The organism is Telluria sp. AZSoR62 (genome assembly GCF_058111565.1).
Genome location: NZ_JBYTST010000001.1, coordinates 150,233 through 165,687, shown reverse-complemented (window position 1 = coordinate 165,687; position 15,455 = coordinate 150,233). Strand labels below are relative to the sequence as shown.

General features: G+C 67.6%; 14 protein-coding genes and 1 pseudogene. 8 read left to right on the top strand and 7 right to left on the bottom strand.

The annotated features are described in order from the left end of the window. Positions 1 to 42 precede the first annotated feature (42 nt). Complete coding sequence (locus AC3XQU_RS00765; RefSeq protein WP_489872216.1) at positions 43 to 357, top strand: hypothetical protein; 315 nt, start codon at positions 43 to 45, stop codon at positions 355 to 357. A 16-nt stretch (positions 358 to 373) separates the two neighbouring features. Here AC3XQU_RS00765 and AC3XQU_RS00760 read toward each other — a convergent pair whose 3' ends face one another. Continuing rightward, positions 374 to 3,094, bottom strand: coding sequence for an alpha-1,6-glucosidase domain-containing protein (locus AC3XQU_RS00760; RefSeq protein ID WP_489872215.1), 2,721 nt, complete (start codon positions 3,092 to 3,094; stop codon positions 374 to 376). 63 nt (positions 3,095 to 3,157) lie between these two features. After that, positions 3,158 to 4,738, bottom strand: coding sequence for a POT-type proton-dependent oligopeptide transporter (locus AC3XQU_RS00755; protein WP_489872214.1), 1,581 nt, complete (start codon positions 4,736 to 4,738; stop codon positions 3,158 to 3,160). Between the two features lie 261 nt (positions 4,739 to 4,999). Between AC3XQU_RS00755 and AC3XQU_RS00750 the strand changes: the two genes are divergently transcribed. The 3 genes from AC3XQU_RS00750 (at position 5,000) to AC3XQU_RS00740 (ending at position 9,279) form a co-directional block, all read left to right on the top strand. Then, the gene (locus tag AC3XQU_RS00750; RefSeq protein ID WP_489872213.1) at positions 5,000 to 6,640 is read left to right on the top strand and encodes an alpha-glucosidase; all 1,641 of its coding nucleotides are present in this window, start codon (positions 5,000 to 5,002) and stop codon (positions 6,638 to 6,640) included. Then, on the top strand, positions 6,640 to 8,499 hold the full coding sequence (locus AC3XQU_RS00745) for a glucokinase (RefSeq protein ID WP_489872212.1): 1,860 nt from the start codon (positions 6,640 to 6,642) through the stop codon (positions 8,497 to 8,499). Before AC3XQU_RS00750 ends, AC3XQU_RS00745 begins: the two co-directional genes overlap by 1 nt. A gap of 228 nt (positions 8,500 to 8,727) precedes the next feature. Then, complete coding sequence (locus AC3XQU_RS00740; protein WP_489872211.1) at positions 8,728 to 9,279, top strand: hypothetical protein; 552 nt, start codon at positions 8,728 to 8,730, stop codon at positions 9,277 to 9,279. Here AC3XQU_RS00740 and AC3XQU_RS00735 read toward each other — a convergent pair. Next, positions 9,276 to 9,695: a GFA family protein gene (locus tag AC3XQU_RS00735; protein ID WP_489872210.1), complete on the bottom strand. Its 420-nt coding sequence runs from the start codon at positions 9,693 to 9,695 to the stop codon at positions 9,276 to 9,278. The genes AC3XQU_RS00740 and AC3XQU_RS00735 overlap by 4 nt on opposite strands. A gap of 248 nt (positions 9,696 to 9,943) precedes the next feature. Between AC3XQU_RS00735 and AC3XQU_RS00730 the strand changes: the two are divergent. The 3 genes and pseudogenes from AC3XQU_RS00730 to AC3XQU_RS00720 all read left to right on the top strand — a co-directional run bounded on the left by AC3XQU_RS00730 (position 9,944) and on the right by AC3XQU_RS00720 (position 12,560). Next, a pseudogene (locus AC3XQU_RS00730) lies at positions 9,944 to 10,683 on the top strand (SDR family NAD(P)-dependent oxidoreductase). Positions 10,684 to 10,694: 11 nt separating this feature from the next. Next, positions 10,695 to 11,846 carry a Gfo/Idh/MocA family protein gene (locus AC3XQU_RS00725; RefSeq protein WP_489872209.1) on the top strand — a complete coding sequence of 384 codons (1,152 nt, stop codon included), beginning with the start codon at positions 10,695 to 10,697 and terminating at the stop codon, positions 11,844 to 11,846. Between the two features lie 39 nt (positions 11,847 to 11,885). Continuing rightward, positions 11,886 to 12,560: a TetR/AcrR family transcriptional regulator gene (locus AC3XQU_RS00720; RefSeq protein WP_489872208.1), complete on the top strand. Its 675-nt coding sequence runs from the start codon at positions 11,886 to 11,888 to the stop codon at positions 12,558 to 12,560. Between the two features lie 92 nt (positions 12,561 to 12,652). Here AC3XQU_RS00720 and AC3XQU_RS00715 read toward each other — a convergent pair whose 3' ends face one another. The 4 genes from AC3XQU_RS00715 to AC3XQU_RS00700 form a co-directional block, all read right to left on the bottom strand. Beyond that, positions 12,653 to 13,063 (bottom strand): DoxX family protein, encoded by a 411-nt coding sequence (locus AC3XQU_RS00715; RefSeq protein WP_489872207.1) that lies wholly within the window; start codon positions 13,061 to 13,063, stop codon positions 12,653 to 12,655. Positions 13,064 to 13,088: 25 nt separating this feature from the next. After that, positions 13,089 to 13,553, bottom strand: coding sequence for a hypothetical protein (locus AC3XQU_RS00710; protein ID WP_489872206.1), 465 nt, complete (start codon positions 13,551 to 13,553; stop codon positions 13,089 to 13,091). A gap of 73 nt (positions 13,554 to 13,626) precedes the next feature. Beyond that, positions 13,627 to 14,187, bottom strand: coding sequence for a YdeI/OmpD-associated family protein (locus tag AC3XQU_RS00705; protein ID WP_489872205.1), 561 nt, complete (start codon positions 14,185 to 14,187; stop codon positions 13,627 to 13,629). An 18-nt stretch (positions 14,188 to 14,205) separates the two neighbouring features. Further along, positions 14,206 to 15,102: a LysR family transcriptional regulator gene (locus AC3XQU_RS00700; RefSeq protein WP_489872204.1), complete on the bottom strand. Its 897-nt coding sequence runs from the start codon at positions 15,100 to 15,102 to the stop codon at positions 14,206 to 14,208. Between the two features lie 135 nt (positions 15,103 to 15,237). On the opposite strand from AC3XQU_RS00700, the gene AC3XQU_RS00695 reads away from it, so the two are divergent. Beyond that, positions 15,238 to 15,453: a DoxX family membrane protein gene (locus AC3XQU_RS00695; protein WP_489872203.1), complete on the top strand. Its 216-nt coding sequence runs from the start codon at positions 15,238 to 15,240 to the stop codon at positions 15,451 to 15,453. Positions 15,454 to 15,455: the final 2 nt, after the last annotated feature.

Here is a 15,455-nt window from a genome sequence, read left to right as displayed (position 1 = left end):
CTTCTGTTATGGTTTTGCTAAACATTCAACCTAGGAGCCGGCATGGAACGCTACCTGATCGTTTACCGCGGATCGACCGTCGACGAGGCCGAAGGCCCGCAGCACGACCCCCAGCGCTGGGAAGCCTGGTTCGAGATGCTCGGCTCGGCCCTGGTGGACCGCGGCAGCCTGGCGCACAACAGCGTCGAAGTGCCGAGCCGCCTGCTCGGCCCGAAACTGAGCAGCGCTTCGCTGTCGGGCTATTCCATCATTGCCGCGGCCGACTTCAACGAAGCGGTCAGCCTGGCCGAGGAATGCCCGGTCTTCGACGAGAAGGGCTCGGTGGAGATCGCCCGCCTGCGCGAGTCGGCAGGCTGAGCGTCCTCGCCGGTCTTCAGTCGGCGACGAAGACCACGGCGGTACGCGCCGGCACGGTGAACGTGCCGCTGGCGCTATCGAAAGCCGCCTGCGCGGCGCGCTTGTCGGCCGCGCCCGCAGCCGTGTGCACTGGATGGAGCGTGAGGCGCTTGCCGCGCATCGCCGGGTCGCTCACGCGCTGCTCCACCTTGTCCACATTCACCAGGTAGCTCAGGGCGGCAAACTTTGCGCCGGGGTAGCCCTTGCCATCGATCGAGGCGGCCAGCACGGTGGCGACCTGCTGCGGGCCGGTGTTGAAGAAGCGCAGGCGCTGCACGATGTCGGCGGTGGTGCGCATCCGGAACAGGGTCGAGCTGGCGCGGATGGCCAGCAGGTCGCGGAAGGCGTCGCGCGCAAAGGCGATGTCGGCGGGCTGGGGCTTGAGCGCGGCATTGGCCAGGTAGGGTTTCAACAGCGGCCAGTCCTTGCCGTTGTCGTCCGATTGCGGCAGGCCGGTGCCGTAGTAGTTGTCCTGGTAGGTCCAGTCGATGCGGTTGAACCAGTCGCCCGAATTGAAGCTGTTGCGGTCCAGGGACTTCGAGCGCAGGGTGTCGATGCCGGCGTGGTAATAGGCCACGCCCTGGCTGAAGGCATTGATCGCCATGCCCAGCGCCTGCACGCGCGCGCGTTCAGGCGTGGAGGTCGCCACCGGCAGCTTCAGCACGTTGATGTCGTACAGGGTCTGGTTGTCGTGGTTCTCGACGTAGTTCACGGTTTCGCCCGGCTGGCTGGCATAGCCGGCCGGCTGGTTGCCGTAGGCGATGTCTTCCAGCTTGCGCACCGTGCCATCAAGCGTTTGCAGCGGATAGCTGCGCACCGAGCCGGCCAGGCCGACGCGGATCAGGTCCGCCGCGCGCAGCAGGTCGGCCGGCTTGTGGCCGGCATTCGATGCATTCGGGTCGTACACCAAACCGTTGATATAGCCCTGCTGGCGCACCATCGCCGCGCCCGAGTCGCCGGCCGAGCCGCCGCGCACGGCGTCGCGCGCGCGGTCGCTGAAGGTGCCGATGCCCGAACCGTTCAGCGACAGCTGCGAGGCCTGCACGAAGCGGGCGCCGTCGGCCACCTCGCCGAAGTTCCAGCCTTCGCCGATCAGCTGCACCGGGCGTCCCGCCGCCTTGTTCACGCGCTGCTGCAGGCGCTCCATGGCGGCGCGCGGCTGGTGGCCCATCAGGTCGAAGCGGAAGGAGTCGAGCTTGTAGTGGCGGGTCCAGAGTTCGCTCGAGTCGATCATCAGCTTGGCCATCATGGTGTTTTCGGTGGCCGTGTTGTCGCAGCAGGTCGAGCGCTCGATTGCTCCGAGCGCGTTCAGGCGATGGTAATAGCCCGGCACCACGCGGTCGAGCACCGATTTCTCGTTCTGGCCGGCGATGAAGGTGTGGTTGTAGACCACATCGACACCCACGCGCAGGCCTGCGCGGTGCAGGTTCATCACCATCTGGCGCAGCTCGACGATGCGGCGCGCGCCGTCCGACGGGTCGCTTGCGTAGCTGCCTTCCGGCGCGCTGTAGTGGTAGGGGTCGTAGCCCCAGTTGAAGCAGTCGGTATCGGCGGTCTTGCGGGTCAGGGCCTGCTGGGTCTCGCCGTCGGGTGCACCGGATGGCTGGGGCACCGCGCAGTCCTTTTCCGGCACGCTGCCCAGGTCGTAGACCGGCAGCAGGTGGATGTCGGTCATGCCGGCTTTCGCCAGCGCCTTCAGGTGGCGCATGCCGTGCGAATCGGCTTCGCCGAAGGCCGCGTACTTGCCGCGTTTATGTGCCGGCACGCTCGGGTCGTTGAGCGAGAAGTCGCGCACGTGCAGCTCGTAGATGACCATGTCGGTCTGGGCTTTCACCGTGTTCGGCGGGCGGGAGGCGTCCCAGCCCTTGGGCTTGAGGTTCTTCGCGCCCAAATCGGCGATATAGCTGCGCTTCGAGTCGGTGGTGAGGCTGACCGAATACGGGTCGGTCACGAAGTTGCGCACCAGGCCCATGCCGTCGACCGCCACGTCGACCGCGTACCGGTAATAGCGGCCGGACAGGTCTTGCGCGACCTGCGCGTCCCAGGCGCCGGTGCGCGCGTCGAAGCGCATCGCGTGCACGGCGGTGGCGCGGCCGCTGCCGCTGTCATAGGTGCAGACGGCGGCAGTACGGGCGGTCGGCGCCCACAGGCGGAAGCCCGTGCGTCCCTTCTTCGGCGTCGCGCCCAGGTCGGCGATGCCCTCGGCCGCGGCGTAGACGTCGTCCAGCGCCCCGGCCGCCTGGATGCGGGTTGCGGCGCGCACTGTGCCGTCCGGCCCTTCCTGCACCAGCACCAGCTGGCCGCGGTGCAGGTCGCGCACGCGCGCCAGGTCGGCCGCGCGCAGCGCCAGCACCGGGCCGGCCGCGACCCATTTGAAGCGCGTGGCCGCCGCGGCAGGCACCTGGCCGGTGAAGGCGTCGAGCGCCAGCACGCCATCGAAGCCTTCCACCTTGGCGCCCGGCCTGGCGACGATCGATGCCTTGGCCGAGTGGTACAGGCGGTAGCTGCCGCCGGCGTCAACACCCGGCCACTTCACGAGGCGCTGGTCGAGCCAGACGGCGCGCGCATCGAGCGTGGCGCTGGAGGCATGCAGCACCTCCTGGAACGACGGGTTGTCGCAGGCGGCGAGGGGCACCGCGGCGCTGGCGGAGGAGGCGAGGAGGGCGGCCGCGAGGGCGGCGAAATGGAGTCGGGTCATGGTGGCGAAGGGTTGGGTGAAGCGGGGCGGGCCCGCAGGCCCGCCCATGGACAGCAGGATGGATCAGCCGCGGTAGTTGTCGACCATCTTGTAGCGGCGGGCGTACAGGCCGAACACCAGCGCGGCCAGCAATGCGAAGCCGGCGAAGAAATACATCTGGAAGGCCATCACGCCCACGCCCGAGCTTTCGATCTGGGCAATGACGGCGGGATTCTTGACGCCCGAGTTCACGATCAGCACCCACAGGTTGCCGACCGTGACGGCCAGGTACCACAGCGCCATGATCACGCCCTTCATCGCGGCCGGGGCCTGGCTGTACGCGAACTCCAGGCCGGTGGCCGAGACCAGCACCTCGCCCAGGGTCAGCAGCGCGTAGGGCAGGATCTGCCAGGCGATCGAGACCGGGTCGCCGGCATCGAGCTGCACCTGCAGGTTGCCGACCACGATCCAGGCCAGGGCCGAGAAGGCGATGCCGGCGGTCATGCGGCGCAGCGCGGTCGGCTCGAAGCCGAGTTTGCCCAGCAGCGGGAACAGCACCAGGTTGTTGAAGGGGATCAGGATCATCACCAGCAGCGGATTGAGCGCCTGCATCTGGGCCGGGATCACGTTGAAGCTCCAGCCCAGCAGGTTGACCTGGGTGGACATGGCATTGGCCTGCACGATCCAGGTCGAGGCCTTCTGGTCGAACAGCGACCAGAACGGGGTCACCAGCGCGAACACGATCAGGATGCGCAGCACGGCGCGCACGCCGTCGACGGCGGCGTCCGGATGCAGCTTGCGCGCGCGGTCGAGCTGCATCGAGGCCCCGGTGCCGACAAAGGCGATCAGCAGCACCAGCGCCAGGCAGGCGGCGATGACGAAGCCCCAGTCCGGGGTGCGCGCCAGCGAATAGACGGCGCCGATCACGCCGAGGACGGCGACGATCAGGCCGGGGCGGCCGGCGCCCGGCTGCTGCGCCAGCACGGCGGTTTTCACCACGCGCAGGAAGGAATGCGGGTCGCTTTGGCTTGGGGGCACGTGCACGTATTTCTTCTTGCCGCTCCACAGGACCATGGTGGCGATGAACATCAGGATGCCCGGGATGCCGAAGGCGACCGAGGGACCGTAGTCGCGCAGGAAGATCGGCATCAGGAGCGACGCGAAGAAGGAGCCGAAGTTGATGATCCAGTAGAAGGCGTCGAACACGACCTTGGCGCGGCTTTTATTGGTCTTGTCGAACTGGTCGCCGACGAAACTGGCGACCAGCGGCTTGATGCCGCCCGAGCCGAAGGCGATCAGGAACAGGCCGAAATAAAAGCCCTTGACGCTGTCCTCGAAGATGGCCAGGCAGGCGTGGCCCGCGCAGTAGATCAGGCTGAACCAGAAGATGGTGTTGTACTTGCCGTAATAGCGGTCGGCCAGCCAGCCGCCCAGCAGCGGGAAGAAATACACGCCCATCATGAAGGTGTGGAAGACGTGCTTGGCCTCGCCCGTGCGCTCGGACTCGGCCACGAAAAGCAGCAGCGTCGAGATCAGGAAGGGCGTCAGGATGTTGCGCATCCCGTAGAACGAAAACCGCTCGCAGCCTTCGTTGGCGATGATGTAAGGGATCTGCCGCGGCATGCGCCCGGTGTCGGTGACGTGCGTCGTTGCTGGAGAAGTCATGGCGCTCTCGGAAAATCGAAACAGGTGCGATCCTATGACGAGCCCGGGCTACTTGCAATAAAAATATTGCGGCGAAACAAAGGAGTTACAAATCTTCCGTAGTTTAGCTACTTTTAGCATTTCCCCCTAAAGGTAGATTCATCGATAAGTCCATGAATCCATTCGGAATAAATTAAATTTTGCCCTCGTTCGGACGATTGTAAAGTGCCAACGCCTGCTGTATATTGCCTCAAATTCCCAATCTTTCGGACTCGACCAGCCATGACCCAGACTTCGACCAACGACAACCCGAACTGGTGGCGCGAAGCCATCATCTACCAGGTCTATCCACGCAGCTTCCTCGACTCCAATGGCGACGGCGTGGGCGACCTGGCGGGCATCACCGCAAAGCTCGATTACATCGCGCAGCTGGGCGTGGACATCGTCTGGCTGTCGCCTTTCTTCACCTCGCCGATGAAGGACTTCGGCTACGACATCGCCGACTACTGCGACGTCGACCCGCTGTTCGGGACCCTGGCCGACTTCGACAAACTGGTCGCGAAGGCGCACAGCCTGGGCCTGAAGATCATGATCGACCAGGTGATGTCGCACACCGCCGACACCCATGCCTGGTTCGCCGAGAGCCGCAAGAGCCGCGTCAACCCGAAGTCCGACTGGTATGTGTGGGCCGACCCGCTGCCGGACGGCTGCCCGCCCAACAACTGGTTGTCGGTGTTCGGCGGCTCGGCCTGGCAATGGGATACCCGCCGCAAGCAGTACTACATGCACAACTTCCTGGTGAGCCAGCCGCAGCTGAACTTCCACAATCCGGAAGTGCAGCAGGCCCACCTGGACGCCCAGCGCTTCTGGCTCAAGCGCGGCGTGGACGGCGTGCGCATGGATGCCTGCGTGTTCCACTTCCACGACCGCCAGCTGCGCAGCAACCCGCCGGCGCTGGTGCGCGACACCTCGACCGTCACCGACGTCAACCCCTACGGCATGCAGGCCCACCTCTACGACAAGACCCAGCCCGAGAACATCGCCTTCCTGCAGCGCGTGCGCGCGCAACTCAACGAGTTCGGCGCGGTCTCGATCGGCGAAGTCAGCTCGGACGACGCGCTGGCGCAGATGGCCGAATACACCGAAGGCGGCGACAAGCTGCACATGGCCTACAGCTTCAACCTGCTCACGCCGGTGCACACGGCGGCGCATATCCGCACCCAGGTCGAGGAGTTCAACGAGCGCGTGAAGGACGGCTGGGCTTCCTGGTCGGTCAGCAACCACGACGCCATCCGCGTGGCGACCCGCTGGAGCGACGGCAAGCCGACGCCGGCTTTGCCTAAGCTGGTGCTGGCCATGCAGCTCTGCCTCAAGGGCACGCCCTGCCTGTACCAGGGCGAAGAACTGGGCCTGGAAGAAGCCGACGTGCCTTTCGAACTGCTGCAGGACCCCTACGGCATCACCTTCTGGCCCGAGTTCAAGGGCCGCGACGGCTGCCGCACGCCGATGCCCTGGCAGGCCGACGCCCCGCAGGCCGGCTTCACCAGCGGCCAGCCCTGGCTGCCGGTGGCCGCGCCGCATGCGGCGGTCGCGGTCGACCGGCAGGAAGGCGATCCCGGTTCGCCCTTGCAGTTTGCGCGCCGCTTCATCGCCTGGCGCCGCACCATGCCGCAACTCACGCGCGGCGAGATCGTCTTCTTCGACGCGCCCGAACCGGTGCTGGCCCTGCGCCGCGACGTGGCCGGCATGGACGGCGTGCTGGCGGCCTTCAACCTGGGGCCGGAGCCGGTCAGCTTCGACTGGGCGCAGGCCGCCCAGGCCACGGCGCTGGACAGCTTCGGCCTGCCGGGCAGCGCCGCAGGCAGCCGCGTGACCCTGCCGCCTTACGGCGCCTGGTTCGGCAGCGTACCGCGCGCCGAATAATGGACGGCCAGGCGGCAGCGACCTTCACGGACACGTCCGCCCGCACCGCCTTCGCCGACGGCCCGCGCCTGCTGGCCGACATCGGCGCTACCCACGCGCGCCTGGCGCTGCAGAGCGCGCCCGGCGTGTTCGGCGCGGTGCGGGTGCTGCGCTGCGAAGACTTCGACGGCATCGTGCCGCTGCTGCGCCACTACCTGGCCGACCATGCCGGCGTCGTGCTGCAGCATGCGGCGCTGGCCGTGGCCAACCCGGTCGGCGGCGACCTGGTGCGCATGACCAACCGCGACTGGCAGTTCTCGACCGATGCGGTGCGGCGCGAGCTGGGCCTGGCCACGCTCCTGATCGTCAACGACTTCACCGCGCTGGCCATGGCCATACCCGGCTTCGGGCCGGCCGACCTGATGCAGGTGGGGCCGGGCGTGGCCGCGCCCAATGCCGTGGTCGGCGTGCTGGGCGCGGGTACGGGCCTGGGCGTATCGGGCCTGATCCCGACCGCGGACGGTTTCGTCACCCTGGGCAGCGAAGGCGGCCACGTCAACTTCGCCCCCGGCGACGAGCGCGAATTCGCCATCCTGCAGGTGGCCTGGCGCGAGTGGCGGCACGTCTCGAACGAGCGCCTGATCTCGGGCCCGGGCATGGAGCTCATCCACCGCGCGCTGGCCGAACGGAACGGCGTCGACGCCCCGGCGCGCAAGGCGGCCGACATCATCCAGGGCGCGCTCGCGTCGCAAGACCCGCTCTGCCTGGAGACCCTGGAATGCTTCTGCGGCATGCTGGGCGGGGCGGCGGCCAACCTGGCGGTGACCCTGGGCGCGTTCGGCGGCATCTTCATCGGCGGGGGCATCGTGCCGCGCATGGGCGAGTGGTTCGCCAGTTCTCCTTTCCGCGCGCGCTTCGAGGCCAAGGGACGCTTTTCCAGCTACCTGGCCGCTATCCCGACCTATGTGATCACGGCGCCCAACCCGGCCTTCCATGGCGTGGCCAGCATCCTGGCCGAGCACCTGCGCGGGCGCAGCGGCGCCAACACGCTGATGGAGCGCATCAAGCAGCTGCGCCACGGGCTCACGCCGGCCGAGCAGCGCGTCGCCGCCCTGGTGCTGGAGCAGCCGCGCCTGGTGCTCAACGAGCCGATCGCCGAGCTGGCGCGCCTGGCCGACGTGAGCCAGCCGACCGTGATCCGCTTCTGCCGTTCGCTCGGCTTCCAGGGCCTGGCCGACTTCAAGCTGAAATTCGCCAGCAGCCTGACCGGCTCGATCCCCGTGCGCCACAGCCAGGTGCGCACCACAGACAGCACCCACGACCTGTCGGCCAAGGTAATCGACAACACGGTGTCGGCGATCCTGCGCTTTCGCGACCAGCTGGACGTGCGCTCCCTGGAGCGCGCGATCGAGCTGGTGAGCCGCGCGCGCCGGGTCGAGTTCTTCGCCATGGGCAATGCGCGCGCGGTGGCGCTGGACGGGCAGCACAAGTTCTTCCGTTTCCGTATCCCGACGTCGCTCTATGGCGACGCGCACCTGTTCAAGCTCGCGGCCGAGCTCTTGCAGCCGGGCGACGTGGTGATCGCGGTGTCGAATTCGGGCAGCCTGGTCGAACTACTGGAGGCGGTGGACATCGCCCGCGCCGCCGGCGCCGACGTGATCGCCATCAGCAACAGCCAGTCTCCGCTGGCGCGCAAGGCGACCGTCTGCCTGGCGGTCGACCATGCCGAGGACAGCAGCAGCTTCCTGTCGATGATCTCGCGCATCCTGCAACTGCTGCTCATCGACATCGTGGCGGTGGGCATCTCGGTGGATGGCCAGCATGGCGACATCCAGGGCATGAACGAGCGCAGGCTCCTGATTTCGCACCTGGACAGCTGAAGCGGGGAGGGTGCCGCTGGCCCAGGGAGATGGGAGCGCCCGGTTACCGGCCTGCGGAGCAACCGGCCGCGGCCAGCGGCTCTATCAAGTTAGAGCGCGTGGCCGTGTGCAGTTTGTTCTAGCTCAATCGTGCAGAGGCGCGCTGCCGGCCGTGCGTCGGGCATCCCGCCATCACTCTATAGTCGGGTCGGCGATGCATCCTGCACGCCATGGCAATAAGGGAAAATAATGCGGCAACTACTCGTACTCGGCACGATCGTCCTGATGGGCGCCTGTTCCAAACCCGTTTCACAATCGACCGCACCAGTAGCCGGTACGGGCCAGGTGCAGGCCGGCGCGTCTGCGCGGGTTCCTGCTGTGCTCAGCGCCGGCGGGGCAGGCGCCATCCGCTTCGGCATGACCCTGGCCCAGGCGGAGCAGGCCACGGGCGGCAAGGCCGTGCTGCCCACGCCTTTCGATGCGGCCTGCAGCATGGTGCGCTTCGCGGCCTTGCCGAAGCTGCGCTTCATGGTCGAAAACGGGGTAGTGACGCGCGCCGACGCCGAACCCGGTGTCTCGAATGCCCTGGGCATCGCCGTGGGCGACGCGCTGGACGCCGTGCGCGCAACGCATCCGGAAGGGGTGATCGGCCCGCACAAATACGATGCACAGGGCCATACCATGACTTTCGCCGGCGCCGACGGGCGCAGCGCGATCCTCGTCGAGGCAAGCGGCGGCAAGGTCACCAGGGTGCGGGCCGGCCTGCAGCCGGCGGTGGCCTACGTCGAGACCTGCGGCTAGCCTGGCGCCTGGGGCGACTGGGGGAAGTGCGGAATTGCCGGATCGAGGCATACCCACGGCTGCGCGTTCGCCGCATAGATGTCGAGCATGGGCTTGAATCCGGACGCATCGTCCAGCGTCGGGAAGCGGATCGAGGTGAACTGCGCGTTGGTGTCGCTGCTGGTGAACAGCGGCGTGCCGCAGGCGCCGCAAAAACCGCGTGTGGACTGGCCGCCGCTGCCGGCTTTCACCGCGTAGGTAACCGGCGTCCCCTCGACCTCGAGGTCGGCCGTCATGACGACCACGCCGGAGGCGAACGGCGCTCCGCTCGAGAGCTGGCAGTCGCTGCAATGGCAGTTGAGCATGGCGATCGGCGCCTGCGCGGCGCGGTAGCGGATCGCGCCGCATGCGCATCCGCCTGAAAAAGCTGGGTTCAAGAAAAGCGCTCCTGTCGAAGGGTGGATGGGTGGGAACGGGGAGATGCAGCGCTCGCCCGGCGCGCACGTGCTGCGCGGCGCCGGTCAGTCCCTGGCGATGCCCGGTCGAGTGTACGGGCAATTCCACCCGTCAGGCAAGCCGCGCCCCGTTTGGCAAATGATTTTTGAGGTGATCGATACAAAATGTTTGACTTGGTTTACAGGCCCGATTAGGATTCTGTATCGATCACCACAAAAAGGAAGCCATCATGACTGAATTATTCGGCAAACGCGCGCTGGTCACCGGCGCATCGCGCGGCATCGCGCCGCCATCGCGCTGGCGCTGGCGGAAAAAGGGGCGGACGTTGCCATCACCTACGAACGCTCGGCCGAGCAGGCCGCCGAGGTGGTCAAGTCGATCCAAGCGCTGGGACGCAAGGCGGTCGCGATCCAGGCCGACAGTGCCGATCCGGCCGCGATCAAGCGCGCCGTGGATGGCGCGGCGCAGGCGCTCGACGGCCTCGATATCCTCGTCAACAACGCCGGGATCGCCCTGTATGCGTCGATCGCGGACATCGCGGTGGCCGACATCGACGCGCTGCTGGCCGTGAACGTGCGCGGGCCGATCCTGGCGGCGCAGGCGGCGATCCCTTACCTGAAGCAGGGCGGGCGCGTGATCACCATCGGCTCGGCCGGTGCGGAGCGGATCGTCGGCGATACCGGCACCGTCTACTACATGACCAAATCCGCGCTCCAGTCCTTCAACCGCGGCCTGGCGCGCGAGCTGGGGCCGCGCGACATCACGGTCAACCTGGTGCAGCCCGGTTCCACCAATACCGACATGAACCCGGCCGACGGCGAATTCGCGGACTTCCAGCGCGCGCTGATGCCGCTGGGCCGCTACAGCGAACCGCGCGACATCGCCGCGGCGGTCGCCTTCCTGGCCAGCCCGGCCGCCCGCCAGATCACCGGTACGATCGTCACGGTCGACGGCGGCCTGAATACCTGAAGGGGAAAGCCATGCTCGATACCGGCACAGCATTGGAAGCAGCAGAGGCCTGCGCAGGCAGGGCGGCAGGGCCACGCCGTACGATCGGCGTGGGCATCGTCGGCCTGAGCGCGTCCGGCGGCTGGGCCGCCGGTGCCCACCTGCCGGCACTGGCGCAGGTCGAGGGGATGGCACTGCGCGGCCTGGCCGCGAGTACGGAGGCGTCGGCCGAAGCGGCGGGCGCGGCCTACGGCGTGCCGGGTTACGGCTCGGTCGAACGGCTGGCGCAGGCCGGCGATATCGACCTCGTCGTCGTCGCGGTCAAGGTAGCCCGGCACCGGGAACTGGTGCTGCCCGCGCTGCGCGCCGGCATACCCGTCCTGAGCGAATGGCCGTTCGGGCTGGATGCCCGCCAAGCCGAGGAAATGGCGCTGGCCGCTTCGGGAACGCGTGGCTTCATCGGCTTGCAGGGGCGGTCCTCGCCGACGTTTCGCTGGCTGGCCGACCTGGTGGCGAGCGGTTATGTGGGCCGGCTACTGTCGGCCACCGTCGTTGCTTCGTCATCCGAATGGGGCAGCCCGGTATCCGAACGCATGCGCTATACGCTGGACAAGGACGCGGGGGCGACCATGCTGTCCATCGCGTTCGGGCATGCCATCGACCTCGTCGCGATGGTCGTCGGCGAACCGCAGGATGTCGCCGCGACGCTCGCGACCCGGCGCACCCGGATCCCGCTGGCCGGAACCGGCGGCACGGTCCCCATGACCGCCCATGACCAGATCGCCATCTCCAGCCTCCTGCCGGGCGGGGCGGTCCTGTCGGTCCACCACCGTGGCGCAACCGCGACCGGGCCGGCTTTTTCCCTGGTCATCGACGGCACCGAAGGCAGCCTGGAAGTGACGTCGGGCGGCCATCCGCATCTCAGCCCCGTCAGGGTGCGCGCCGCCCGCGGCCGCGCCGGGCTGGCCGACATCCTGCCGCCGCCGGGCTACGATCGCTACCCGCACCTGGCCGGCAAGTCCATCCATACGCTGGCGCACGCGTATACTGCGATCCGGGACGATCTCGCGAACGGCACCCGTGCCGCCCCGGACTTTGCACATGCAGTCAAGCGCCATCGGCTGCTTGACGCTATCATCCAGTCCGCCGCAACCGGACAGCGGGTGCCTGTTCCGTCCGCGTGAGGGAGTAAGGCGGCGGCAATGAAACAACGGAGGCTATCCATGAGTGAGACGACGACGCCATCGGCCGGACCGGCCAAGCCTGCCAAGGCACGCGGCCGCCCGCGCGCCTTCGACCGCGGCGCCGCGCTGGACATCGCTACCCGCCTGTTCTGGCAGAAGGGCTACGACGCTACCTCGATTTCCGACCTGACCGAGGCGATGGGGATAGGCTCGCCCAGCCTGTACGCGACCTTCGGTTCCAAGGAGGGCCTGTACACCGAGGCCCTGCAGCATTACCGCGACAAGCATGAATCCCTGGTCTTCGAACGCTTCCTGGCGGCCGGCACCGCGCGCGAGTCGGTCGCCGCCTTCCTGGACGATACCGCGGTGGGCCTCACCAGCGGGCTGATCGAGGTCCCCTATGGCTGCATGGTGGCCTTGTCGTCCGTCGCCAGCGAGGGCCACGAGCAGCTGGCGCAGCGCATGCGCGCAGCCCGCGCCGCCACGCTCGACAAGCTCAAGGCGCGCCTGGCGCGCGCCGTGGCCGAGGGCGAGATCGCGCCCGAGGTCGACACGCACGCATTGGCCCGTTTCGTGCAAGGCGTCCAGAGCGGCATGTCGATCCTGGCCCGCGACGGCGCCAGCCGCGCCGAGCTGCACGATGTGGCCAGGCTGGCCATGCTCGGCTGGGACGCCCGCGTCGCGGGCGCTACCGGTGTCGGCGGCGCTCGCTGACCGAAACGGGGTGGTTCATCTCGAACGCTCCTGTTGAAAAATCATGATTTTGTGGAGACGGGCGTATGACCCGGGCCGCGGGCTTGCTCCGGCTAGGGAGCGGCAGGGCGGCGCCAGGTGCTCCACAGTATCAGCCACAACAGGACCACCTGTACCGGCAGGCGCAGCCACAGTGCCCAGACCGGCACCCCGAACAACTCGGGTCGCTGCAGCATATACACGTGTACCGGCGTCACCGCCAGGGTCAGCAGGAACAGGCCGATTCCCGCTGCCTTGCGTGTCGACGGCAGCACGATGCCGGCTGCGCCCAGCAATTCGAGGACGCCGCTGACCAGAACCGCCTCCACCGGCCACGGGATATAAGGCGGGACGAGCCGGACTTCGATATCGGTCGCGACAAAATGCAGCATGCCGCCGATGAAAAACCACAGGAAGACGAATGACAGGCCGGCCAGTTGTCGCCTGCTTGCCTGGCGAAACGCCGTGGTTTCCGTGGATGTCATTCGCCGGTCTTTTGTAATGAAGGCCTCAATCGGCGCTCTTGAGGTCCACGCGCTTGATGTCGCGCCGCCATTCCTGCAGCGTGAGCAGGGTATCGGTCTCGGTATCGTCGACCAGGATGTCCTCGCCCTGCTGAGCCACCAGGAAGCTTTCGCGGCGGCGCACGTCGCTGGCGCGGTTCTCGACAAAGGTGAGCTGGTAGTACTTGCGGCCGTTGACCACGCGCGGCGCCGGATCGTCCTCGATGACCGCGCCGTGCGCCTTGCCCTTCGAGCGCTTCTCGATCTGCTCCGACCAGGCCTTCAGCTCCGGCACGGCCAGCAGTGCGGCCATTGCCTGTTCTTTCGTGCGCGCCGGCGCTTCCTTGACCGCGGCCGGGGCGGGCTTGGGGGCCTCGGGTTCGGTGCGCTTGCAGCCCGCGAGCGCCAGGGCCGCGGCCAGCGAGATGGCCGGTAACAGCAGGGAAGAACGGGATGCAGCGCGTGGGAACATGGAAGGCCTCGTAGGGTGACGGGGAAGTCTACACCGTGAGCTGTTCTCCCGGCAATATCACGCCCCGGTGGGCTCAGGCGAGCCGCGTACGGGCCGCGCAGGCGGCCATGAGCTTGGCCAGCCGGCCGGCGCGCGTCTTGTCCTGCTTCGCGCCGGTGATCCAGTGCAGCACGGTCCTGCGGTAGCCGGGCGGCAAGGCGTCGAAGTAGTCCCAGGCCACGGGATCGCCCTGGAACAGGGCCAGTTCGGCGCCGGACAGTTCGGGCGGTTCGCTGCGCTCGTGCGCATAGATGCCGGACCGCGCGTCGCTGCGCAGCGCAAAGGCCGCTTCGCCGGCAGGCAGCATCTTGCCTTCGGCACGCAGCTTGTCCATCTTGGCGATGTTCACCGCGCTCCAGATCGAGGTGGCCTTGCGCGGCGTGAAGCGGATCACGTAGCGCTCGTCGTCGATGCGCTTGCGGCGGCCGTCGATCCAGCCGAAGCACAGGGCTTCGTCGACCGACTCCGGCCACGTCATGCAGGGGTGGCCGGAGCCGACCTTGTAGAAGCCGACCAGCAGTTCGGAGGCGCTGGCCGAATGGGCCGCGAGCCAGCGGCGGAAGTCGGATGGGTCGGCGAAGTAGGTGGGTGTCATAAGAAGATAGGGAAATGCTCAAGCCGGCAGCGCGATGTTCGCACGCAGGAAGTCGAACATGGCTTTCATGCGGCCGAGGGTACGGGTATCGGGATGGGCCAGCAGCCACAGGCCGATATCGAGTTCCGGCAGCGGGCCGTCGAGCATGACCACTTGTGGATGCTCGCCCAGCACCGCCAGCGGCACGATGCCCACGCCCAGGTTGTTGACCACGGCGCCGGCCACGCCCAGCAGGTTGCAGGCCTTGTGGCGCGGTACCAGTTTCGGGAAGGCCGCGCGGCGCCATCGCTGCGACGGGTGCTCCAGCAGGCTGTCGTCCAGCGTCACCCAATCCATTTCGCCATGGTGCCGGCCCGCTGGTTGCGCGGCCAGGTAATCCTTGCCCGCATACACCGCCGAGCGCATCGTGCCGAGCCGGATGCCGACCAGGTGCTCGGGCGGGCTGCTGGTGACGCGGATCGCGATATCGGCTTCGCGCTGGCTCAGGTTGGCCAGCACATTGGTGGTGACCAGTTCCAGGTCGATCTGCGGATAGGCGGCGGTAAAGCGCGCCAGGACGGGCAGCAGCACGCTGTGCAGCAGGGTATCGGTGAGGGTGATGCGCAAGCTGCCCGAGGGCTCGGCGGCCTGGTTGAAGGCGGCTTCGCGCGCTTCTTCGAGCTGGGTCTCGATGCGCTCGGCGTGGCCGGCCAGCGCGCGCCCCAGTTCGGTGGCGGTATAGCCGCCGCGGCCGCGCTCGAAGAGCAGCTCGCCCACGTCCTTCTCGATGCGTTTGATCGCACGGAATACGGTGGAGGTGTCGACCTTCAGGCGCTCGGCCGCCCCGGCCAGCGTGCGGCCACGCTGCAGGGCCAGGATGGTTTCCAGGTCCTGCAGGTCGAGCCGCGATTGCGTTTTTGCATAGGATGATTGCATGGTCGCCTATTTTACTTGCGTTTGTGCCTAGGTAGAGTAGGGACTCCTCAACTCCACCCCAAAAGGCAGATCATGCACACCCATCACGCTTCCCCGTACCGCCCCACGCTGTATCGCGCTTCGTCCCGCCCGGCCATGCTGACCGCATTCCTGCTGCTGCGCCTGGTTCTGGGATCGCTCTTGCTGGCGCTGGCCTTTCTGACCCTGACGGCGCTGGCCGTGCCGGCGTTTGCTACGGCGCTCGCGGCGCAGGGCATGGTCCTGCTGACGGCCTGGCCGGCGGCGCTGCTCGAACTGCTGGGAGGCATCCTGCTGATCCTCGGTTCGCCGGCGCGCGCGCCCGGCCAATGAAA

What these genes read in the sequence shown, in the direction of transcription:
- AC3XQU_RS00715 (WP_489872207.1), bottom strand. Translation starts at nt 13,063, where the DNA reads ATGACATCCACGGAAACCACGGCGTTTCGCCAGGCAAGCAGGCGACAA.
- AC3XQU_RS00750 (WP_489872213.1), top strand. Translation starts at nt 5,000, where the DNA reads ATGACCCAGACTTCGACCAACGACAACCCGAACTGGTGGCGCGAAGCC.
- AC3XQU_RS00700 (WP_489872204.1), bottom strand. Translation starts at nt 15,102, where the DNA reads ATGCAATCATCCTATGCAAAAACGCAATCGCGGCTCGACCTGCAGGAC.
- AC3XQU_RS00760 (WP_489872215.1), bottom strand. Translation starts at nt 3,094, where the DNA reads ATGACCCGACTCCATTTCGCCGCCCTCGCGGCCGCCCTCCTCGCCTCC.
- AC3XQU_RS00745 (WP_489872212.1), top strand. Translation starts at nt 6,640, where the DNA reads ATGGACGGCCAGGCGGCAGCGACCTTCACGGACACGTCCGCCCGCACC.
- AC3XQU_RS00755 (WP_489872214.1), bottom strand. Translation starts at nt 4,738, where the DNA reads ATGACTTCTCCAGCAACGACGCACGTCACCGACACCGGGCGCATGCCG.
- AC3XQU_RS00740 (WP_489872211.1), top strand. Translation starts at nt 8,728, where the DNA reads ATGCGGCAACTACTCGTACTCGGCACGATCGTCCTGATGGGCGCCTGT.
- AC3XQU_RS00695 (WP_489872203.1), top strand. Translation starts at nt 15,238, where the DNA reads ATGCTGACCGCATTCCTGCTGCTGCGCCTGGTTCTGGGATCGCTCTTG.
- AC3XQU_RS00725 (WP_489872209.1), top strand. Translation starts at nt 10,695, where the DNA reads ATGCTCGATACCGGCACAGCATTGGAAGCAGCAGAGGCCTGCGCAGGC.
- AC3XQU_RS00765 (WP_489872216.1), top strand. Translation starts at nt 43, where the DNA reads ATGGAACGCTACCTGATCGTTTACCGCGGATCGACCGTCGACGAGGCC.
- AC3XQU_RS00710 (WP_489872206.1), bottom strand. Translation starts at nt 13,553, where the DNA reads ATGTTCCCACGCGCTGCATCCCGTTCTTCCCTGCTGTTACCGGCCATC.
- AC3XQU_RS00720 (WP_489872208.1), top strand. Translation starts at nt 11,886, where the DNA reads ATGAGTGAGACGACGACGCCATCGGCCGGACCGGCCAAGCCTGCCAAG.
- AC3XQU_RS00705 (WP_489872205.1), bottom strand. Translation starts at nt 14,187, where the DNA reads ATGACACCCACCTACTTCGCCGACCCATCCGACTTCCGCCGCTGGCTC.